General features: G+C 61.2%; 17 protein-coding genes and 1 pseudogene. 9 read left to right on the top strand and 9 right to left on the bottom strand.

Features of this window, described 5'->3' with window-relative positions:
* Positions 1-33 precede the first annotated feature (33 nt).
* From gyrA to dnaA, 6 genes are all read right to left on the bottom strand, one after another.
* Positions 34-2,742, bottom strand: a complete 2,709-nt coding sequence (gene gyrA, locus AB656_RS05785) for a DNA gyrase subunit A (RefSeq protein ID WP_033504913.1) — start codon at positions 2,740-2,742, stop codon at positions 34-36.
* Positions 2,743-2,842: 100 nt separating this feature from the next.
* Complete coding sequence (gene gyrB / locus AB656_RS05780) at positions 2,843-4,861, bottom strand: DNA topoisomerase (ATP-hydrolyzing) subunit B (protein ID WP_193786724.1); 2,019 nt, start codon at positions 4,859-4,861, stop codon at positions 2,843-2,845.
* Between the two features lie 251 nt (positions 4,862-5,112).
* Entirely contained in the window at positions 5,113-5,601 is a 489-nt protein-coding gene (locus AB656_RS05775) for a DciA family protein (protein ID WP_033504911.1), read from the bottom strand.
* Complete coding sequence (gene recF / locus AB656_RS05770) at positions 5,598-6,764, bottom strand: DNA replication/repair protein RecF (RefSeq protein WP_034983479.1); 1,167 nt, start codon at positions 6,762-6,764, stop codon at positions 5,598-5,600. Before recF ends, AB656_RS05775 begins: the two co-directional genes overlap by 4 nt.
* Before the next feature lie 38 nt (positions 6,765-6,802).
* A complete protein-coding gene (dnaN, locus tag AB656_RS05765) occupies positions 6,803-7,927 on the bottom strand; it encodes a DNA polymerase III subunit beta (RefSeq protein ID WP_033504905.1) in 1,125 nt (374 codons plus the stop codon).
* Between the two features lie 421 nt (positions 7,928-8,348).
* Complete coding sequence (dnaA, locus tag AB656_RS05760; RefSeq protein ID WP_033504904.1) at positions 8,349-10,091, bottom strand: chromosomal replication initiator protein DnaA; 1,743 nt, start codon at positions 10,089-10,091, stop codon at positions 8,349-8,351.
* Positions 10,092-10,448: 357 nt separating this feature from the next.
* Between dnaA and rpmH the strand changes: the two genes are divergently transcribed.
* The 9 genes from rpmH (at position 10,449) to AB656_RS05715 (ending at position 18,117) form a co-directional block, all read left to right on the top strand.
* Positions 10,449-10,583, top strand: a complete 135-nt coding sequence (gene rpmH, locus AB656_RS05755; RefSeq protein WP_024540161.1) for a 50S ribosomal protein L34 — start codon at positions 10,449-10,451, stop codon at positions 10,581-10,583.
* A 19-nt stretch (positions 10,584-10,602) separates the two neighbouring features.
* Positions 10,603-11,043 (top strand): ribonuclease P protein component, encoded by a 441-nt coding sequence (gene rnpA / locus AB656_RS05750; RefSeq protein WP_081924929.1) that lies wholly within the window; start codon positions 10,603-10,605, stop codon positions 11,041-11,043.
* Complete coding sequence (yidD, locus tag AB656_RS05745) at positions 11,040-11,441, top strand: membrane protein insertion efficiency factor YidD (RefSeq protein WP_081924928.1); 402 nt, start codon at positions 11,040-11,042, stop codon at positions 11,439-11,441. The genes rnpA and yidD overlap by 4 nt, the downstream gene beginning before the upstream one ends.
* A gap of 2 nt (positions 11,442-11,443) precedes the next feature.
* Positions 11,444-12,466, top strand: coding sequence for a membrane protein insertase YidC (gene yidC / locus AB656_RS05740; protein ID WP_033504903.1), 1,023 nt, complete (start codon positions 11,444-11,446; stop codon positions 12,464-12,466).
* Between the two features lie 161 nt (positions 12,467-12,627).
* Positions 12,628-13,188, top strand: coding sequence for a Jag family protein (locus tag AB656_RS05735; RefSeq protein ID WP_033504902.1), 561 nt, complete (start codon positions 12,628-12,630; stop codon positions 13,186-13,188).
* Positions 13,188-14,027, top strand: coding sequence for a 16S rRNA (guanine(527)-N(7))-methyltransferase RsmG (locus AB656_RS05730; protein ID WP_081924927.1), 840 nt, complete (start codon positions 13,188-13,190; stop codon positions 14,025-14,027). The genes AB656_RS05735 and AB656_RS05730 overlap by 1 nt, the downstream gene beginning before the upstream one ends.
* A gap of 92 nt (positions 14,028-14,119) precedes the next feature.
* Complete coding sequence (locus tag AB656_RS05725; protein WP_033504901.1) at positions 14,120-14,989, top strand: alpha/beta hydrolase; 870 nt, start codon at positions 14,120-14,122, stop codon at positions 14,987-14,989.
* 726 nt (positions 14,990-15,715) lie between these two features.
* Positions 15,716-16,693: a ParA family protein gene (locus tag AB656_RS05720; RefSeq protein ID WP_033504900.1), complete on the top strand. Its 978-nt coding sequence runs from the start codon at positions 15,716-15,718 to the stop codon at positions 16,691-16,693.
* A complete protein-coding gene (locus AB656_RS05715; protein ID WP_033504892.1) occupies positions 16,693-18,117 on the top strand; it encodes a ParB/RepB/Spo0J family partition protein in 1,425 nt (474 codons plus the stop codon). The genes AB656_RS05720 and AB656_RS05715 overlap by 1 nt, the downstream gene beginning before the upstream one ends.
* 94 nt (positions 18,118-18,211) lie before the next feature.
* Here the strand turns inward: AB656_RS05715 and trxB are convergent, their stop codons facing one another.
* From trxB to AB656_RS05700, 3 genes and pseudogenes are all read right to left on the bottom strand, one after another.
* Positions 18,212-19,156: a thioredoxin-disulfide reductase gene (gene trxB, locus AB656_RS05710; protein WP_033504891.1), complete on the bottom strand. Its 945-nt coding sequence runs from the start codon at positions 19,154-19,156 to the stop codon at positions 18,212-18,214.
* A 311-nt stretch (positions 19,157-19,467) separates the two neighbouring features.
* Entirely contained in the window at positions 19,468-20,517 is a 1,050-nt protein-coding gene (locus AB656_RS05705; protein ID WP_051905410.1) for a D-alanine--D-alanine ligase family protein, read from the bottom strand.
* Positions 20,514-21,659, bottom strand: a pseudogene (locus AB656_RS05700) (aminotransferase-like domain-containing protein). The gene AB656_RS05705 and the pseudogene AB656_RS05700 overlap by 4 nt, the downstream one beginning before the upstream one ends.
* Between the last annotated feature and the right edge of the window lie 168 nt (positions 21,660-21,827).

Below are 21,827 nucleotides of genomic sequence, written 5' to 3'. Positions count from 1 at the left end.
CGCTCCTCCACACTACCGCCGGACCTGCCCTGATCAGACCTCGGCGGGTTCGGTCTCCGGTGTCTGCTGAGCGGTGTCGGCCCCGCCCGCCTCATCATCATCGCCGTCATTGTCGTCATGTTCGGCGTTGCGGGCGACCGAGATGATTTCGTCGCCTTTATCGGGCTTGGCCAGGGTGACACCCTGGGTGTTGCGCCCGGTGCGCTTGACCTCGGCGACGTCGGAGCGGATCACCTTGCCTGACTTCATGATCGCCATGACTTGGTCGTTCTCGCTCACCACCAACGCGCCGGTCAGGGACCCACGGCCCTCGACCAAGGCCAGGGCCTTGACCCCGTAGCCGTTGCGTCCCTGGAGGCGGTACTCGGACAGGGCGGTGCGCTTGGCGTAGCCCTGGTCAGTGACCACAAGCAGATCGTCGTCGGAATCCGCAGGCACCACGTCCATGCTCAACAGCTCATCGCCGGAGCGGAACCTCATGCCTTGCACGCCAGTGGTCTGCCGTCCCATCGGGCGCAAGGTCTCGTCGTTGGCCTCGAACTTGACGCTCATGCCATGCCTGGAGACCAGGATGATGTCATCCTGGGCGTTGCACAGGGCGGCGCCGACCAGCTCGTCGTAGACCGGCTCCTCACCACCGTTTTCGTCGGTCGCATCGGCCGGACGGGTCAAGGGCCGCCCATTCTCGTCCTCCAACTGCACCAGGCGCATCGCGATCAGGCCGCCCTGACGAGGGGAATCGTATTCGGACAGACGGGTCTTCTTGACCTTGCCGCTGCGCGTGGCCAAGACCAAGTAGTCGGCGTCATCGTAAGAGCGCAAGGAGAGGACCTGCTCGATCTGCTCGCCTGGGGCCAGCTGAAGGAGGTTGGCCACATGCTGGCCTTTGGAGTCACGTGAGCCCTCGGGCAACTCGTAGGCTTTGAGCCGGTAGACCCGACCCTTGTTCGTGAAGAAGAGAAGCCAATTGTGGGTGGAGGTCAGGAAGAAGTGGTCCACCACATCCGCCTCGCGCAGCTTGGTGCCCTTGATGCCCTTTCCTCCACGATGCTGGGCCCGGTATTCATCGGCCTTGGTGCGCTTGACGAAACCGGAGTGGGTGACCGTGACCACGACGTTCTCGTCGGCGATCAGATCCTCCACGTTCATCTCGCCCGAGTAAGGCAGAATCTTAGTGCGCCGCTCGTCGCCGTACTTCTCGACGATCTCGTCCATCTCATCGCCCACGATCCGCCGCTGACGCAAGGGGTCGGCGAGGATGTCGTTGTAATCCTTGATCCGGCGCATCAGTTCGTTGTGCTCGTCCACGATCTTCTGACGCTCCAGGGCGGCCAGACGGCGCAGCTGCATGGCCAGGATCGCGTCGGCCTGGACTTCGTCCACGCCTAGCAGATCCATCAGCCCGGTGCGGGCGCTCTCCACATCCTTGGAACGGCGAATCAGGGCGATGACTTCTTCGATCATGTCCAGGGCCTTCAGGTAGCCCTGGAGGATGTGGTCGCGTTCCTCGGCCTCGCGCTTCAAATACTTGGTGCGGCGCTCGATCACGTCCAGCTGGTGGTCCACCCAATGGCGGATGAAGGCGTCCAGGCTCAGGGTGCGGGGCACGCCGTCCACCAGGGCCAGCATGTTGGCCCCGAACGTCTGCTGGAGCTGGGAGTGCTTGTACAGGTTGTTCAGAACCACCTTGGGCACGGCGTCGCGCTTGAGCACGAGCACCAGGCGCTGGCCGGTGCGGCCCGAGGTCTCGTCCCTCATGTCGGCGATGCCCTGGATCTTGCCGTCGCGCACCGCCTCGCGGATGGAGACGACCAACCGGTCCGGGTTCACCTGGTAGGGCAGCTCGGTGACCACCAGGCACATGCGGCCCTTGATCTCCTCGGTGTTGACCACGGCGCGCATGGTGATGAGCCCGCGACCGGTGCGGTAGGCTTGCTCGATGCCCTTGTGACCCAGGATCGTTGCGCCGGTCGGGAAGTCAGGGCCCTTAATGATGGAAATCAAGGCGTCCAGGAGCTCTTCCTTGGTCGCGTCCGGGTGGTCCAGGGCCCAGTGGACGCCTCGGGCGATCTCGCCCATGTTGTGCGGAGGGATGTTCGTGGCCATGCCCACCGCGATGCCGGCTGAACCGTTGACCAGCAGGTTGGGGAAGCGGGAGGGCAGGACCGTGGGCTCCTGGGTCTTGCCGTCGTAGTTGGGGATGAAATCGACCGTGTCCTTGTCGATGTCGCGCACCATCTCCATGGCCAGCGGAGCCATACGGCACTCGGTGTAGCGCATGGCGGCCGCGGGATCGTCGCCGGGGGAGCCGAAGTTGCCCTGGCCGTCGATCAGGGGGTAGCGCATGGACCAGGATTGGGCCAGGCGCACAATCGTGTCGTAGATGGCCGCGTCGCCATGGGGGTGGTACTTGCCCATCACGTCACCGACCACGCGCGAGCACTTGTTGTAGCCCCGGTCGGGCCGGTAGCCTCCGTCGTACATGGCGTAGATGACCCTGCGATGCACCGGCTTCATGCCGTCGCGCACATCAGGCAGGGCGCGCTCGACAATCACGGAGATGGCGTAGGACAGGTATGAGTCCTTCATCTCCTTCTGCAGGTCGATCGGTTGAATCCTCTCGCCCTTGAGCAGCCCATAGTCGGTGTTGTCCATCTCTTGGGGGCTCAGGGGTTCGCGCGAGCCGTCGGGCAGGATGAGCCCATCGTCGTCGTTGTTGTTGCTGTTGTTCTCGTCTGCCACTGTCGGTCCTTACATCACAAATAGAAGATGATTCAAGCTTGTCCGCTGCGGCCGGGGCCGGCGGGGGAGGTGCCGCGCGCCCGCCCCGCCGCTCCCTGGCTCAGGCGTCCACGAAGCGAGCGTCCTTGGCGTTGCGCTGGATGAAGATGCGACGGGGTTCGACTTCGTCACCCATCAGCATCGTGAAGGTCTCGTCGGCCTGGGCCGCGTCCTCAATATGAATCTTCTTCAAGATTCGGTGGTTGGGGTCCATGGTGGTCTCCCAGAGCTCCTGGTAGCTCATCTCTCCCAGACCCTTATAGCGCTGGATGCCTTCGCCCTTGGGCAGCTGCCGGCCCTTCTCCTTGCCTTCGGCCAGCACGCGGTCACGCTCGGCGTCGGTGTAGACGAAGTCGTGCGGGCCCTTGGTCCACTTGAGCCGGTAGAGCGGCGGCATGGCCACATAGACGTAACCGGCCGTGATCATCGGCCGCATGTAGCGGAAGAAGAGGGTCAGGTTCAGGGTGGCGATGTGGGCGCCGTCCACATCGGCGTCGGCCATGATGATGACCTTGTGATAGCGCACCTTGGACAGGTCGAAGTCCTCGCCATAACCTCCCCCGACCGCGGTAATCAGGGACTCGATCGTGTCGGACTTCATCATGCGGTCCAGGGATGCGCGCTCGGTGTTCAAAATCTTGCCGCGCAGGGGCAGGATGGCCTGGGTCAGTGGGTTGCGGCCCTGGATGGCCGAGCCGCCTGCCGAATCACCCTCGACGATGAAGAGCTCGCACTCCTCGGGATCGTTGGACTGGCAGTCCTTGAGCTTGTCGGGCATGCCGGCGGTCTCGAAGATGGACTTGCGCCGGGTGGACTCACGCGCCTTCTTGGCGGCGATTCGGGCCCTGGAGGCGTCAATGGCCTTCTGGACGATGGCCTTGGCCTCCCCCGGGTGGGCGTCAAACCAGTCGGTCAAGCGCTCGGTCATCACCCGCTGGACGAAGGTCTTGGCCTCGGGGTTGCCCAGCTTGGTCTTGGTCTGCCCCTCGAACTGGGGGTTGGTCATCTTGACCGAGACCACGGCGGTCAGTCCCTCGCGCACGTCGTCGCCCGAGAGTTTCTCATCCTTGTCTTTCAGGATGCCCTTCTCGCGGGCGTAACGGTTGACCATCATGGTCAGGGCCGCGCGGAATCCCTCCTCGTGAGCACCGCCCTCGGTGGTGGAAATCGTGTTGGCGAAGGTATGCACGGACTCGGAGTAGGCCCCGGTCCACTGCATGGCCACCTCGGCGGAGATCCCCAGGGTCAGGTCCTCGGCCTCGAAATCGATGATGTCGTCCTCGACTGGCGTGGCTTTCTTTGAATTGACCAGGAAGGCCACATAGTCGCGGATGCCGTTCTCATAGCGGTAGGAGACCGTTTGCGGCTGACCCTCGGCTCCATCCTCGCCGGCCACCTCGTCGCCGGCCTGCTCGCTCGGGCGCTCGTCGGTCAAGGTCAGGCGCAGGCCCTTGTTGAGGAAGGCCATCTGTTGGAAGCGGGCGCGCAGGGTCTCGAAATCGTATTCGGTGGTCTCAAAGATCTTCGGATCGGCCCAGAAAGTCACCGAGGTGCCAGTGGACTCGTCCGCGGTCATCGGCTCGTCCTTGGACAAGGCGGCCACGGGTTGTTGGTCCACGTAGGTCTGCCTCCAGTGGAAGCCCTGCCGGCGCACCTCAATCTCGATGCGGGTGGACAAGGCGTTCACCACTGAGATGCCCACGCCATGCAGGCCACCGGAGACAGCGTAGCCGCCACCGCCGAATTTGCCCCCGGCGTGAAGCTTGGTCATCACGGTCTCCACGCCGGAAACACCCTCGCCTGGCACTTCGTCCACGGGGATGCCGCGTCCGTTGTCGTCCACTCGGATGCCACCGTCGGACAGGATGGTCACTTCTATATGGTCGGCATAACCAGCCAGGGCCTCATCCACTGAATTGTCGACGATCTCGTAAACCAGGTGATGCAGGCCCCTCGGGCCGGTCGAGCCAATGTACATGCCCGGCCTGATCCGCACGGCCTCCAACCCCTCCAAGACCCGCAAATCACTGGCGTCATAGTGTTCCGGAGCCAATGAATCGTCCAATTGGGCGTCCGTCAGCCGCTCCTGCCCGTCTTCTGGGACGCGCGAATCCTGGGACTGATCCGCATTCCGCTCTGCCACAGAGTTTCCTTCCTAGGCCCTCGGCTCTGTTTGCTAGGGTCGAGATAAGGGTCTTACGCTCTAGAACGCACAAAAAAGGCTCTCACGCACGTTCAACTATCTATACGTATCCTACCAGCCACAGGCGACGGAAGACCTCCTGCGGGCTCTTGAAGTGGCTCAGGACGCAATGCGCGCCCGCTATTGGCCTACCAGCGGCGGTGGGGGCGCACCCAGGCGTGTGTTCCCCTGGAACCAGAGCCGGAGCCAGGGCCGGAGACGACCACCTCAGTGACGGGCATCCCCAGACGGGCGGCGACCGTGGACTTGAGCTGGGGAATCAGGTAGGTCAGCTGGGTGGCCCACACCGGTGTGGAGGCTTGAAGGACCAAACGTCCTTCCTTGTAGGAGCGCACGGTGGAGTGAGCGGCGATCGCGGGGCCCACTACTTGATCCCAGTGGTCTTGGAGCTGGGCCACTTTCAAGTGGGGGAACCACCCGCCTTGGCCTGCCATCGACGTAGTCACCGAGCCCAAGCGCTTCGGGTCGCGGCCGGGCTTGCCGAAGGATTCCCAGGCCAATTCGGCGTCGTGCAGACGCTCCTTGCGGCTGAGGCTGCGCACCACGAAACGACGGAAAACCTGCGCTGGCAGCTTGCTGGGATTCAGACCAAGACTTTGGTCGACTGGCTTCCTCACGCCTCCGCCTCCCCCAGGGCCTCGCGCTGACGCTGCGCCAACTGGGCCACATTGATCAGGTGGGCGCCCTCCAAGGCCGGCAAATCGCCAGGAGCGGCGACCGTGATCAGGGCCTGAGGCTGCTCCCTGGCGAAATCCAGAATCTGCCCGCGACGCTCGTCATCCAACTGGGCGAAGACATCGTCCAGGATGAGGATGGGCGCCTGCCCGCCCTCCTGCGACAGGATCTGGTGCTCGGCCAAGCGCAGGGCCAAGGCCAGGGTCCACTCCTCGCCGTTGGAGGCGTATTCCTTGGCCGGCAAGCCATTGAGGCTGAAGGAAAGGTCATCACGCTGTGGCCCTAAAAGGTTGACCCCTCGGGCCAGCTCACCCGGCCAGACCCGCTGGAAGTGGCGGCTGATTTCAGCGGCGGCCTCGGGCCCGGGCCCCGCTTGCAAGACCTCCGCGAAGGAGGGCTCATAGGTCATCGACGCTTCTTGGCCCGCCCCGGCCAAGCGCTCGTATATTTGGGCCAGGGGTCCTTGCAGGGTCTGAACCAGCCGCTGACGGCGGGCGGTCAGGTCCATCCCCCGTTGGATGAACTGCCCGGTCCACACCTCCAAGCCGCTCAAATCCGCCTGTCGGTCCCCTTCATCGGCGCCGGCGCTCTCGGCTCGGGAGAGCCGTTTCAAGAGGGCGCTGCGCTGCTGGGCCAAGTGGGAGACATCCTGCTTGGCCTGATAGTAAGCCGGGTCCAGCTGTGAGGCGGTCTGATCCAGGAAGGAGCGCCGCCCGGAGGGATCGCCGGAGACCAGGCGCTGATCCTCGGGGGAGAACGTGACTGAGGGGACCCGGCCTACCAAGTCGCGCATGTAGAGGGAGGGTCCGCCGTCGATGCGGGCGCGGTTGGCGCCCCGGACCGGGATGGTCAGCTCATAAGTGGTCGTACGCCCGGCCTCCTGGGCGTTCGCTCGGACCGTGGCCCGGGCCTGGCCCCTTTGGACCAGGGGAGCCGAGGAAGAGGCCCGGTGGCTCGACCCAGTGGACAAGACCTCCAAGGCCTCCACCAGGTTGGTCTTGCCCAAGCCGTTGCGTCCCTGGAGGATGTTGACGCCTGGCTCCAAATCGAGCACCAGGGCCTGCCAGGAGCGGAAGTGGTCCACGGCCAACCGTGAGATGCGCACTGCCCCGCTACCTCCTTGACTGCTTTGCGTAAGAGCGCTCAGACGTTGAAACGCATGGGCACCAGCAGGTAGCGGTAGTCCATGGATTCGTCCGAATCGGCCTCCTGCTGACCGTTGAATTCCACGGCCTTGACCGCCGAGGTCATCTTCATGCGCACGAAGGGCTCTTCTATGGCGGACAGACCTTCGATCAAGTAGGTGGGATTGAAGGCCACGGTGATGTCCTCCCCGTCCAGGTCCACGTCCAAAACCTCATGAGCCTGGGCCTCATCGGCGGCGCCGGCGGACAGGGTCACCTCGTGGCCGCTGAAGATCATGCGGATCGGGGCATTGCGCTCGGCCACCAAGGATACTCGCTTGATGGCGTCCAGGAGGACCTGACGGCCGACCACCGCCTGAATGGGGTACTCGTCGGAGAAGAGGCGATCGACCGTCGGGAATTCGCCGTCGATCAGCTGGCAAGTGGTGACCCGGCCAGCGTTCTCAATGCCTACGATCTTAGGGTCGTCCGGGGTAAAGTCCAGGACGACGTTCTGGTACTCATCCAGGGAGCGCGAGATGTCCCTCAGGAGGGAGCCCCGCACCAGCAGGGTGGCCTCGGCGTCGGCATCCTGGGGGGTCCAGGTGAAGGATGACTGGGAGAGGCGGAAGCGGTCGGTGGCGGTCATGATGACCTTGTCGCCGCTGATTTGGATTTTCACGCCGGTCAGGACTGGCCGGTTCTCCTCCCTGGATACCGACACGATTGCCTGGGAGACGGCTTGGGCGAAGGTTTGCGCGTCCACCTGGCCAAGTTGGCTCGGCAGTTGAGGAAGGGCGGGGTATTCGGAATCGGGCATCAACTGCATGGTGAAAGTGGATTTACCCGAGGAAATGGTGATTTTGGAACCCTCAGTCGAGAGGTAGGCCTTCTCGGCGGGCAGGGATTTGGCGATGTCGGCCAGAAGCTTGCCCTGGACGAGGACGGATCCGGGTTCATCAATGCCGGCCTCGATATGGTGGCGGGCTGAGGTCTCGTAGTCGAATGCTGAGAGGTTCAAGGTTCCTTCGGCCGCCTCCAGGCGTACGCCAGCGAGTATGGGCGTGGCAGGGCGGGCTGGGATGACCCTGGTCGTCCAGGCTACGGCGTCGGAGAATGCGTGCGAGTTGATTTCGACTTTCATAGAGGCCTTCTTCGGGGATGGGCTGTACGTTCGCTGTTTTTATTCTAGCGGGAGCCTCCAGCACTTACTGAGAATGGCGCGGGGCGGAATTGATAATGAGAATGACGGGATTTTACTTACCTGGGGTAGTCGTAGTAATAAGCGCGGTGGAAAGTGTGGATAAACCTTAAAAAGAGCGGCAGGCCGCGAATGTGGATAGTTTTTTGTTGTCAAGGAAATTGTTAATTACGGTGAATAAATCAGAAGGTTACGCACAGTCGCCGGCGAGGCTTTCGTCTGTCCACATTTTTACGGCTTTTGCGCGCAATACGCTCACGGCTTGTCCACTGAAAAGAAAGGCTCCATCCCCAGGATTTGCCCACATCTGGGGATAAGCATGTGGATAACTTCTTTGATAATATCCACTTCTTAGGCGTGTCGCTTAATCGTTCTGAGGCTGCTTAAGCCGGACCGTCAGTTCCATGACGTAGTTGTAGATCTCACGCTTCTCCTGCATTTCGTTAGAGATGCGGGTATAGGCGTGCATGACCGTCGTATGGTCACGGCCGCCGAAGACCTCGCCTATGTCGACCAGGGACATTGAGGTCATCTCCCGGGCCAGGTACATGGCGATCTGACGGGCCATGGCGATGTTCTTGGTCCTGGTGCGCCCCACAAGGTCATCGAAGGTCAGGTGGAAGTACTTGGCCACCTGGGAGATGATGTCGGTTGGCTTGATCTCCACATCCGTGGCGAAGTAGTCCTGGAGCGTCTGCTCGGCCAGGGTTTGGGTGACGGGCTGGTTGTTCAGGGAGGCCACGGCCGTCACACGGGTCAGCGCGCCCTCCAGCTCACGGATGTTCTCGGTGAAGCGCTCGGCGATCAGGTCGAAGACCTCGTTGGGGATCGCAATGCCCATGGTGCCCGCCAGCATGCGAAGAATCGCCACCCGGGTCTCCCGGTCCGGCGGTTTGATGTCCACCGGCATCCCGGAATCGAAACGCGAAATCAGCCGTTCCTCGAACCCTTTCAGGTTCTTAGGGGCCACATCCGAGGCGATGACGATGCGCTTATTCGCGTCGTGCAGGGCGTTGAACGTATGGAAGAACTGCTCCAGGGTGGCGTCCTTGCCGCCCAGGAACTGGATGTCATCAATCAGGAGCACGTCCACCTGCCGGTAACGGCGGTTGAAGGCGGCAATCTGACCCTGGCTCCGGTTCGGGTCCTGCAAGGCCTCGATGAACTCGTTCGTGAACTCCTCGCTCGTCACGTAGCGCACCTTCAGCCCCGGGTCCTTGACCAGGGCGTAGTTTCCGATCGCGTTGAGCAAGTGGGTCTTGCCCAGTCCCGAGGCTCCGTAGATGCACAAGGGGTTGAAATCCTGGCCCGATCCCTCGGCCACGGCCATCGCCACCGTGCGGGCGAAGCGGTTGGAGTCGCCGGGCACGAAGGTGGCGAAGGTAGCGGACTTGTTCAGATGGGTTTCGGGGTCGCGTTCCACCTGGTTGGTGCCCATCGGGAACGTGGGGGGAGTGAAATCCTGTTGGTTGGAGTCGCTTTGCTCCGCGAAAGTCTGCTGGCGGTAAGACCTATGCTCTGCTTCGGGCGTTTGCTCCGTTGGGGAATCCTGCGCGGAGCGGTGGGCGCGCTCGTCCGGGTTCTCGTCGCGATGAAGGGACTCGGGGGTCTGAGGGGCCTGCGCCGTTTGGTTTTGCGTGACCTGCGCCGGGGGGTTAGGGTCTGAGGTTTGAGCCGTGCGCTCGGCCTGGGCGCGGGCTTCGTCCTGGGCCGCGGGCTGGCTCCGGTCCGACTGCCTGGCTTGGTGTTTCGCCTGGTCGTGGCCGCTCGCCTGGACGGGCGCCGCCGGTCCAGGCGCCTCCTGAGGGGCTGCTTCTGCTTGGGCGGGCCGGTCTCGCACGATTTTGATGGCCGGGATCATGTCTTTCCCTGAGACCAGGTTCAGGGCCTTGACCAGGGTGTCGCCCAGATCCCCTTGGATGGCCGTCTGGGCTGCCCGTGAAGAGACGGAGAGGACGATTGTGTTGCCGAAGACGGCTTCGGGGGTGATGTCGGCCAGCCAACCCTTGTCGCGGGCGGTGAGCGTGGCGCTGAACGCCAAGGCTTGGGAGGCAGCTTGCCAGATCGAACGCGCTTGTTGGGCAGGATCCTGCTGATCGTCGGCCATGCCCTCCTCCTCTCTATCGCTCACTAGCTCCCGTGGTTGGGTGCTTCAAACTGTCCGCGCGCCACCCGGAGATATAACCAGTCCATAATGGCACGCGGCATGGTCGCTTATCCACAGCCTTGCGTGTTGCAGGGGGCCGATTGTGAACAACGCTTGTGTTGTTTGTGGATAAATTACGGTCTCGGAACGGCCCCCTGATAAGGGTTACCGCCGGTCCCGCCCGCACTGTGATAAGGCGGGTCAGGGCCGAAGAGACGGATGATTTTTGCTTTCGTCCCCCTCGGCTTGTACTTTAGTAGAGCTTGAACTCATATGAGGAGCCATGCCCTCTGCGTGGCTAGTACTAGGAGCGTTGATATGAAGAGGACTTTCCAGCCCAACAACCGCCGTCGTCACATGAAGCACGGTTTCCGCGCCCGTATGCGCACCCGCTCGGGCCGCGCCCTGATCAACCGTCGCAGGGCCAAGGGCCGCAAGACCCTCTCCGCCTGAGACCAGTCCAGGCGTCGAGGTGGAACGGCTGAGGAGCCATCGTGAGTTCACTGCGGTCCTGCGGCGGCGGCAACGGGTCTCCAGTCGTGATGTGGTCATTCACCTGCTGACCGGTGAGGATGCAGCGCGCAACCGCAGGCCAAGGCAGGCCGAAGCAGGTCAAGGTACGCCAGGCGGCCGACGGATAGGGTTGGCCGTTTCCAAGTCCGTGGGTAACGCGGTCGTCAGGAACCGGGTGAAACGGCGTCTCCGCGCCCTGGCCCGCGCCCACGAGGACAGCCTCCCTCAGGAGTGCGACCTGGTGATTCGGGCTAAACCGAGCGCGGCGAGAGCCCGCTACCAGGCCTTGGACGAGCAAGTGGGCCGGCTCTTCGCCGATGTCGCCAGCAAGGGGCGCCGACCGGGCAACCGGTCCGGTGATGCCGGCACCAGAGCAGGCAAGGTGGGCGAACGGCCATGAAGCAAGCCAAGCGCGAGCCCGCCGAGCGCGGGGAGGACAAACCGGTCGAGGGCGTAAGGCCAAGTTTAGCCGCCCGTTGGGCCCTCAAAGCCGTGGCCTGGTACCGGCGTTCACTCTCACCCCTTTCGCCCCCCTGCTGCCGCTACTATCCCACCTGCTCCACCTACGCGCTCACCGCGATTGAAAGGTTCGGAGCCTGCAAAGGAGGGGCGCTGGCAGTCCTGCGCCTCCTGCGCTGCCGGCCCTGGTCCAACGGCGGCATCGATGATGTGCCCGCCCGCTTCTCTCTCTTCTACCGATTCCGTTGGTCCAAAGCCCACGAAGAGCCTCGGCTGGTCCCCCTGGCTTGGGCCCGGGGCGGTACAAAGCCCATGGCTTCGCTTAAGGAGACTATCTAACGATGTTCCGCAACTACAACACCTTCACCTTCGACGAGGGCATCTTCGGCTTCTTCTATAAGATTCTGCGCCCAATCGAATGGTTGATGACCTATGTGATGGTCTGGTGCCATAAAGCCTTGACCTTCGTGGGCTTCGAGGAAGGGCCCGGCCTGGCCTGGGCGCTCTCAGTCGTGCTTTTGGTGATTTTCGTCCGCTTGCTGATCCTGCCCCTGTTCATCAAGCAGATGCGCTCCATGCAACGCATGCAGGCCCTCCAGCCTAAGCTGATGAAGATCCAGAACAAGTACAAGAACAAGCAGGATCCCGCCTCGCGCGAAGCGATGAGCCGGGAGACCATGAAGCTCTACCAGGACAATCACGTGAACCCAGTGGGCTCTTGCCTGCCGGCGCTGATTCAGAGCCCTATCTTCATGACCATGTTCTACGTGCTCTCCGCGGTGCCCTTCATCGCGCATGGCACGCACGACCCCCTGGGCGCCTTCACCAAGGACGTTTCCAAGGAGTTCGAGGAGACGACCTTCTTCGGCCTCAAGATCTCCGACAACCTCACGACGGCCCAGGGGGCCGGCAAGGCCGTCATCGTCGTCTTCATCGCCCTGATGTGCCTGGCTATGTTCTACTCACAGTTCCACAATGTGCGAAAGAACTTGCCGCGCGCCTCAATGGAGGGCCAGCAGTACAAAATGCAGAAGATGATGGCCTACTTCTTCCCGGTCATGTACATCTTCTCAGGCGTGGCCTTCCCCTTCGCCGTGCTGATTTACTGGTTGACCAACAACCTGTGGAACCTTGGGCAGACCCTCTTCCAGGTCTACCATATGCCCACTCCGGGCTCCCCGGCTGCCGAGGAGAAGGAGGAGCGCGACCACCGGCGCGAAAACAACCGCCGCGCGCGTAAGGGCCTTCCCTCGATCGAGGAGGAGGAGCTGGCCAAGCTCAAGCAGATGGAGGAAGAGGCCAGGTCGGGTAAGAAGGTCTCCCACCAGCGCGAACAGCCCCACCGCAAGCGGCGCAAGGGCTGAAGTGCCAGGTGGCTCGGGCCGACCCTTTTGGGACAGGCGATGAGTATTCTTGGAAATCAAGCGAGTACGCGCGTGCCGGCGGTCGGATTAAGGTCCTGACCGGCCGTCCCCAAGGTAGGGAACGCCGGGGCGCGGACAGACACGAGTAAGGAGCGGGGCAAATGTCCCAAGACTTGGATCAAGACAAGAGCATGGAGCAGCTCAACGAGGAGGCCGACATAGCCGCCGACTACCTTGAGGATTTGCTTGACATCGTCGATTATGAGGGCGACATCGAGATGGGCGTGCGCAACCACCGTCCGACCGTCCAGATCGTGGCCGATGACGACACGGACATACAGCACCTGATCGGGCAGGATGGGGATGTTGTCGATGCCCTGCAGAGGCTGACCCGCCTGGCTGTGCAGCAGCGCACGGGCGAGCGTTCGCATTTGATCATCGATGTGGACGGATTCCTGAGCCGCAAGCGCAAGAAGCTGCGGCGGACCGCCCTTGACGCGATTGACGAGGCGGGGGAGACCGGCGAGCCGGTGGACCTGGAGCCAATGAACTCCTTTGAGCGCAAGATCGTGCACGATATGGTGCGCGAGGAGGGGCTCAAATCTCGCTCCCACGGGGAGGAGCCCCACAGGTATGTGACGGTGTACCCCAAGGTTGATGCTGCGGAGGGCGTGGACGAACTTAAGGACGATGCCGATCAGGCTGAGGAAGACGAGCGCTGATGACGGACGAGGGGGAGTCGCAGGTCCTTGCGGACGCTGAGGCTGAGGTCGGTGAGAACGCGCTTACGGGAAGTGCGGGAGCCGCCGCGTCCGTCGATCAGCTGGATGGCTCCCCTCTCTTGTCGGAGCTGTTGGGACCGGCCCTGGGGCCCTTGGAGCGATTCCACGCCAAACTGTTTGAGCAGGGCCTGGAGCGCGGCATTATCGGGCCTCGGGACGCTGGGATTATCTGGGAGCGGCACATCCTTAACTCCGCCGCTGCCGTCCCGTTCGTGAGGGACGCCTGCAGGGCCGCCGGCTCGATGCGTGTAGCCGATTTGGGCTCTGGGGGCGGTTTCCCTGGATTGGTTCTGGCGGCCTGCATGCCTGAGTGCGAGTTCACTCTCATTGAGCCGATGGAGCGCCGGGTGGTTTGGCTCACTGAAGCGGTCGAAGAGATGGGCCTGGGTAATGCGTCGATTCTGCGCGCTAGGGCCGAGGAATTGGTCGCTCCGAGGGCATCGAGCGGGAGTGAGCGAAAGCGCCATAGGGCTAGGAATGAGCGAAAGGGAGCTCCTCGAACCGGTTCGATGCAGCCCACGCATAGTGCTGTTCCAGCGCCGTTCGCCGTCGTCACTTGCCGGGCTGTCGCCCCAATGACGAAATTGGCTGGCTGGGCTTTGCCTCTTGTGGCACCAGGGGGCAGGCTTGTGGCTCTCAAGGGGAAGTCCGCTCAGGCGGAAATAGACAAAGCGTCCAAGGAGCTTCGTAAGTACGGGGGCCGGGACGCTCGTGTCGTGGAAGCGGCGGTCGGACCGGGCTTGGAGTCGACGCATGTGGTTTTAGTCGACAAAGTCTAGTGAATTAATGGGGCTTTGTCCCATGTGCTACCCGTTTCAACGATCCGGTGATTGAGCTAGGTTGGAGTGCCGGTGGTTCTTAAGGAGGCGGCATGTCCAAGAGCAGGCGTGTGGCAGGAAAAGCCGTGCTGGTGCTGTGCGTTGTCGTGCTGGCGATTGCCTTGTCCGTAGCCATTCCTGTCAGCGGCAAGATCCGACGTGAGCCCCTTTCTGGCTTTGCCCAAGAAGAGGTGCCTACCTTCTTTTTGCATGGTTGGAGCGGGTCCTACAAGTCAGAGACCCATATGGTCAATGCGGTTCAGGACGCGGGCGTTACTAAAACCATGGTCCGTGTGGGCGTGAGCCCTTCCGGACAAGCGACGATGACATCCAATCTGCCTCAATCAGCGCGAAACCCGCTGATTGAGGTCTCGTTCGTCGATAACACAAACGCGGATTACACGCTTTGTGGGCAGTGGTTCAAGAGTGTTGTCACCACAGTCCATGCCGTCTACCCGTTCGAACGCTACAATGTTGTAGCTCATTCCATGGGGAATATGGTCCTGGCTAATTACTTGCGTGATACGGCGGGGGATGCTTCCCTGCCTCAGTTACGGAAGCAGGTGGACTTGGCTGGCAATTTCAATGGGATTATCGGCGTTGACGATCAGCCAAACCAGATGACCTTTGATGCTGCGGGACTGCCGTCACCGCAGACGCCCGAGTTCAAGGCCCTACTGTCTCTGCGGAATACCTACCCACAGTCGGCCGAAATTCTGAACATTTATGGGGACAAGGGTGACGGCACGCACTCAGATGGTCAGGTCAGCAATGCATCCTCCAGAGCTTTGCGTTACTTGACCGGTGGGCGTGCGAAGTCGTATCGTGAGTTGAAGATTACAGGACCTGACGCGGCTCATAGCAATCTGCACGAGAGCAGTCAGGTTGACCGTCAACTCGTCGACTTCATCTGGCGGCGGTAGTGTGCATTCGTGGCTGCGCGCGTGTTTTCGCAGGTGCTTCAAGCATTGGGAGAGTGAAGCCTGAGCGGCGGCAAGTCGCGGGTGTCGATGGTTGGGGCTGAATGTTTCACGTGAAACATTCAGCGAAAGGCCTTGAGTGTCGTGCCCTCGTAAGATGCGTACGGTCAATTCAGGAGTCGTAGGAATCATTCTTCCGGGGCGGCTGTATTTCTCCTCTGTATTCGTACCGCCAAAAAAATAAGGAAGAACCTGACACTCTGAACTGCGTTCCTGAGATAGTGGATGAGGGGCGGCGGGGAAAGATGTCGTTTGGGGGAGGATCAGCATGAAACAGCCGAAGGTGCTGGATGATTCTCGATGCCAGAGTGTTTCACGTGAAACCTTTTGTAAAGGGCATAAGGAAACCCACGGTAGCGAGTTATGCACAATTTAAAAGAACGTAAAAAGTTGTCCACATTCGGAGACTGGACTGCGCCTTTCGTCTAGTATGATGGAGAGAAGTCCTGGAATCATTGACATTGAGCGCTGCTGAGCTTTTGGTGAGTTTGAGCAATGTGCGCAATGCTTGATGCGTTTATCCACACTTATCCACAGGCTTGTGGGTAAGACTGTGGAACGGTTTATGTCCAGCTGTGGCAAGAAACTTGAATAAGGACAAAGGAGGATAGTCAGGTGACCAAGGCGAAAGGAAAACGGGTGCGCCCGGATAAAAGCCGGGCGGGCGGTATGCCACCGAGACCGAAGATCGAATCGGCATCGGACGTGCTAAACCGCATCTTCGCCAAGGGGGACGACGAATTTTCAGTCGGCGCTGAGATCGCTAATCTGACATCGCGGTTCGCGGCCCTCCAGAATGTCGTGTTCCCGAAGCCTCCGCAGACTCGATTGATTGCGGTCGCCAATCAAAAGGGCGGTGTAGGTAAGACGACAACGGCCGTGAATCTGGCCGCGGCTCTCGCTGAGAATGGAGCGCAAGTCCTCGTCATCGACATGGACCCGCAAGGGAACGCTTCGACAGCGCTGGGTGCCCAGCGAACTCATGATATGGCCACCACCTACGATGTCATCGAGGGCAGGATCGGTATCGGGCAAGCAAAGCGTCCCAGCACGGTGTTCCCTACCCTGGATTTAGTGCCTGCCTCGATAGACTTGTCGGGCACGGAGCTGGAGGTGGCGAATCTGCCGGAGCGGAACCTCTTGCTCAACAGGGCGCTTTCCCAATTCTTGGCCGAGAGCCAGGTTCATTACGACTATGTAATTGTAGACTGCCCGCCAAGTCTAGGGCTTCTGGTCCTCAACGCTATGTGCGCCGTTACTGAGGTTTTGATACCGGTGCAGGCTGAGTATTACGCACTCGAGGGCCTCCAGCAGCTCCTCCACACCATTGAGCTGGTTCAGGAGAACTATAACAGGTCCTTAATCGTCTCGACGATGCTGATCACCATGTATGACCGTCGGACCTTGCTGAGTAGGGAAGTCTACGACGAGGTGAAAGAGCACTATCCGCAGATCGTCTTGAAGACGACCATTCCCCGGTCGGTTAAGATTTCGGAAGCGCCCAGCTTTGGCGAATCGATTATTTCGTATGACCCGCGAGGGGCGGGCGCAATTTCGTATAGTGAAGCCGCCCTGGAGATCGCCGAACGGTCGAAACGAGTCCTGAACATGATCAGCAAGAAGCAGTCCAGTTGGGAGAGTGAGTGATGGCGAAACGTTCAAGACTGGGAAAGGGCCTTGGTGCACTTTTCCCTGCGCTCCCTGGTGAAACACCATTGGATGGCTTGGAGGATGTGGGAAGCGGGGATCCCCAGGTCGCCCCATCCAAGCAGGCATCGGCCACCTTGGACAAGGCTGAGACTAAAGAAGTCAAGACCAGTGAAACGGTGTCCGCGAAGACAATTCGTGGTAAAAAGGCGGAGACCAGCGGGGGAGCGAAAGCCGGTAAGGAGTCGCGGGTTGCCGCCGCGAAGTCGGAGGCCGGGAATTCCTCCAAGACGTCTTCGGCTGCTGGCAGCGGAAAGCCCAACAGCAGCAAAAATGTTTCACGTGAAACATCGGCCAAGAAGTCACGGATTAACCGAATGCCAGTGCCTCAATTAAGCGAGTTGGAGCATCCTAGCGACCTTTTCTTCGGCGCTGGGGATGATACGGCCCCCAATGGTTCCGGAGCGAGCGCTGGTGATACCGGAAAATCCACCGTCGGCGCAGTCGTTGGCGCAGCAGGTGAATCGGCGGCGGACAATGATCTCCAGCCAGTCGCAGGTGGCTACTTAGCGGAGTTGAACGTGGATGATATCCGCGCCAATTCCGAACAGCCCAGGCGAATCTTTGATGAGGATGAGTTGCTGGAGCTCTCTCGATCGATTACTGAAGTAGGGCTTCTCCAGCCAATCGTCGTTAGGAAGGCTCCAAAGAAGCCAGTGAGAGGCGAACTTTCCTCCGCAACCACCTATGAAATCATCATGGGCGAGAGGCGCTGGAGGGCGAGCGTATTAGCGGGGCTGAAGACCATACCGGCCATCGTTAAGACGACCACGGACGATGAGATGCTCCGCGATGCCCTGCTTGAGAATCTGCATCGTGTGGCCCTGAATCCCTTGGAAGAGGCGGCTGCCTACCAGCAGATGATGGATGAATTTGGCATGACTCAGGAGGAGTTGTCGAAATCCATCTCCAAGTCGCGGCCACAGATTGCGAATACGCTTCGTCTGCTGAAACTACCGCTCAGTGTCCAGAAGAAGGTCGAATCCGGTGTCCTTTCGGCGGGGCATGCACGCGCCCTGCTCACTCTGCCCACTGAAGCCGACATGGAGGCCTTGGCTGACAGGATCATCGCAGAAGGGCTGTCAGTGCGTTCGACTGAGGAACTGGTGGCGCTCAAGACCCATGCGTCCGAGAAAAAGCCTCGCAAGCGGGCGGCTAGCGCGTGGGCTGGTTCGCCAATCCTGCACAACCTGGAGGACAGGTTTGAGACCAAGGTCGACATCAAGGGCAGCGAACGGCGGGGGAGGATAGAGATTACCTTCTCCTCGCCAGACGATATGAACCGAATTCTGTCCCTCTTGCTCGCGGGGCAAGGGTCGAGTCTCCAAGGCTCTGAGGCAGCGAATCATGACGGCTGGGTCTGACTCACAGTAAACAACGGTATGGGGAAGCCCGCAAGCGATATTTGCGCTTGCGGGCTTTGCCGTATGGGGCCGGAAGTGAGCCAGTGAACCCCGCCTAGGCGGGATCCAGGCGAGTCAGGTAGCCCTGAGCGTCGAGGGCGGCCCGGCAACCCATGCCGGCTGCGGAGATGGCCTGACGATAGACGCTGTCCACCGCGTCGCCGGCTGCGAAGACGCCTGGGACGGAAGTCAGGGTGGAGGCGCCCTCCACTTCGATGTATCCCTGCTTGTCCAAGGCAAGGCTTCCGTTCAGGAACGCGGTCTGTGGGGTATGGCCTATGGCCACGAAGATGCCGTTGACTGGGAGCTGGCGCGTTTCACCGGTCACCGTGTCAAGCAAGTCCAGGGATTCGACCCCTTGGGCGCTGCCGTTGATGCGAGTGGCTACAGCATTGAGGATGAAGTCGATTTTGGGGTTGGCCTGAGCCCTATCCACCATGATTTTGGAAGCGCGGAAGCCTTCTCGGCGATGAATCACCGTGACCGAAGACCCGAAACGGGTCAGGAAGTCAGCGTCAGTCATGGCAGAGTCACCGCCGCCAATCACCGCGATCGGCTTGTCTTTGAAGAAGAAGCCATCGCAGGTGGCGCAGTAGGAGACGCCGCGGCCACCGAACTCACGCTCACCTGGAATGTCGAGCTTGCGGTAGTCGGAGCCGGTGGTGATGACGACCGCTTTCGCTTGGTAACGCTCGCCCCCGTCGGTGATGACGGTCTTGATTGGACCGGAGAGGTCCGTTTCGGTCACATCTTCATACTCAATTTGGGCTCCGAAACGCTCGGCTTGCTCGCGCATGCGGTCCATCAGGTCAGGGCCGAGAACGCCTTCAGGGAATCCTGGATAGTTCTCCACCTCGGTCGTGTTGACCAGCTGGCCTCCCGGGGTGACCGCGCCGGCGATGACCAAGGGTTGATAGCCGGCCCTGGCTAGGTAGATGGCTGCCGTGTAGCCTGCGGGTCCGGAGCCGATGACGATTGCGTCGCGTACTTGTTCACTCATGTCCTACACTCTAGCCAGCCTTTCTGACCGCTCTTGCCTGAGGCTGAATGTGAGCCTTGCGGGCCTCTAGGCTGGGCGGGAAGTATGGTAGAGCGTATGGATAGCAAGACCCTGATCATCGCAATCGTAGTGCTTGTGGCGAACCTCGGCACCGCGGTTGTGGTGGGCGTGGTGTTTTGGCAAATCGATAAACTGATGCGGTCCAATCCCGCTAAACACGAGGGCGATCAAGGGCGCGATCAAGACAAATGGTATTCATTCAGGCTCTGGCTACCGAAAGACGACCCTGACTTCGCGGCTCCGCAGGTTCGTCAAGCAATGGAAGGCAAGCCTGGCTCCCGGAATGATTCGGAGCCGGCGTTGGGGCTGTCAGAACGGCCTGGCGAAAGCGCTGATCGAACCAAGCTGGAGTAAAGCTCAGGCAGGGAGTATCCGGCGGCCAAGGCCGACTGGGGTAACTGTGAGGTAGCGGTCATGCCGGGCGCCACATTCGACTCCAGGAAGAGAGGAAGGCCTGAGGCATCGACGATGAAGTCGGCTCGTGAGATGTCGCGTAGGCCCAGGGCGCGGTGGGCGGTCAAGGCGGCTTCCTGGGCCTTTGCCAAGGTCTGCCGGCTCAGCCGGGCGGGCGCATAGAACTTGGTTGGTCCGGGCGTGGCTCTTGCTTCGTAATTGTAGATGCCGTCGGGCGTCCAAATCTCCAGTGGTGGTAGGGCGCGTAGCCGGCCGTCAATCTCCAGGACCGAGACGGAGATTTCGGTGCCGTTGACGGCCTGCTCGATCAGGGCGACTGGTCCGTAAGCGAAGCAATTAATCAAAGCCTGCGGCAACCGATCCGGTGTGTCAACCAACGAGCAACCCATGGCCGATCCACCTTCACTGGGTTTAACGAACAGGGGCAGCCCGAGGGATTCAACCATCAGATCCACGATCTGCCGGGCGCCTAGCTCGCGGAAAATCGATTCTGGGAGTGTGACTGAGTGGGGGGTGGACAGGCCGGCCTGGCGCACTACGTTCTTGGCGATGGGCTTGTTCCAAGCTGTGCGCGAGGCCTTAGCGCGGGAACCGATGTAGGGAAGGCCGGTCATATCGAGAATGTCGCGAATGGAGCCGTCCTCCCCGTCGGCCCCGTGCAGGAGAGGCCAGACCAGGTCCGGGCGTGTTGCCGGGGCCGTCAGGTAGTCCAGCAGGGTCTGATCCAAGTCGTGGATGGTCACCTGCCAGCCCGCTTCCCTGAGGAAACCCCGGACCCGATGGCCTGAGCTCAGGGAGACGTCACGCTCGGTGCTCAGCCCACCGCAGACGACGAGAATTGAGGCCTGGCCGGGGTTTGGGCCCGCATTCGTTTCGCGCTCGCTCATCGTTCCTCCTGCTGGTCTAGGGTTGCTGGGAACTTGCTTGCCTCTTGTTTCGCGCCCTCGAAGAGCTGGACGGTTTCCAGCTCGCGGTCGATGACGCCGGCCAGGCGCCTGATGCCCTCTCGGATGCGCTCCGGTGTGGGATAGCAGAAGGAGAGCCGCATATGGTCGGCGCCCTGGCCGTCATTGTAAAAAGCGGTGCCGGAGACATAGGCCACCTTGGCGGCGATGGCGCGCGGCAGCATGGCTTTGGCGTCCAACCCTTCCGGGATGCGCAGCCAAATGTAGAAGCCTCCCTGGGGCTTGTTCCATGAGCAGAAAGGCAGGTATTCGCTCAAGGCGGCATCCATCGCGTCCCTGCGCTCCCGGTACATGCTTCTGTAGTCTTCTATCTGCCCGCGCCAGTCGAAGTTATCCAGGTAGCTGGTGATGGTCATCTGGCTCATATTCGAAGGGCAGAGGATGGCGGACTCGTTAGCCAGGACCAGTTTTTGGCGGATGCCGGGTGGGGCCAGCATCCAGGCCACGCGCATGCCTGGGGCGATGATTTTGGAGAAGGAGGAGAGGTAGACGACGCCATCTGGATCCATGGAGCGTAAGGCGGGGTAGGTGCGGCCGTCAAAACCGAGCAGGCCGTAGGGGTTGTCTTCCAGGATCAGCACATGCTCCCGGTGGGCGATGTCAAGGATGCGCGGGCGCCGCTCCAAGCTCATCGTCACACCAGCTGGATTGTGGAAATTGGGGACCGTATAGAGCATTTTGACCCGTTTGCCCTGACGACGTTGGGCCTGAATCGCTTCTTCGAAAGCCTCGGGAATCAGCCCATCCGCGTCCATGGGCACGTTGGCGACCTCGACCTGGAAGGATTGGAAAACACCCAGGGCTCCTACTTAGTTGGGCGCCTCGGCCAGCACCACATCGCCTGGATCGCACATGACCCGGGTGATCAGGTCCAGGCCTGACTGGGAGCCGTTAGTGATGACCACATCGTCGCTCTGGGCGTCCGTGATGCCCTCCAGGGCCATGATTTGCAGGACGTCCTCGCGCAGATGCGGGTCGCCTTGGGCCGAGCCGTACTGCCAGGCCACCTCGCCCCGCTCCCTGAGCATTTGCGTCACTTGGTCGGCCAGTTGGTCGAACGGCATACGACCCAGATAAGGCATTCCGCCAGCCAGGGAGACCACGTCGGGCCTGTTAGCCACCGCGAATAAGGCCCGTATCTCCGAGGCTCGCATGGACTCGGCCCGAGCGGCGTAAGAGCCATACCAGGGGTCGTTGTTAATGACTTTCGGGGCAGTGGTGGGGTCGTCGGC

Origin of the sequence: Bifidobacterium actinocoloniiforme DSM 22766 (genome assembly GCF_001263395.1) — a bacterium.
Taxonomy (GTDB): Bacteria; Actinomycetota; Actinomycetes; order Actinomycetales; family Bifidobacteriaceae; genus Bombiscardovia; species Bombiscardovia actinocoloniiformis.
This window is presented reverse-complemented; position numbering and strand designations above follow the sequence as displayed.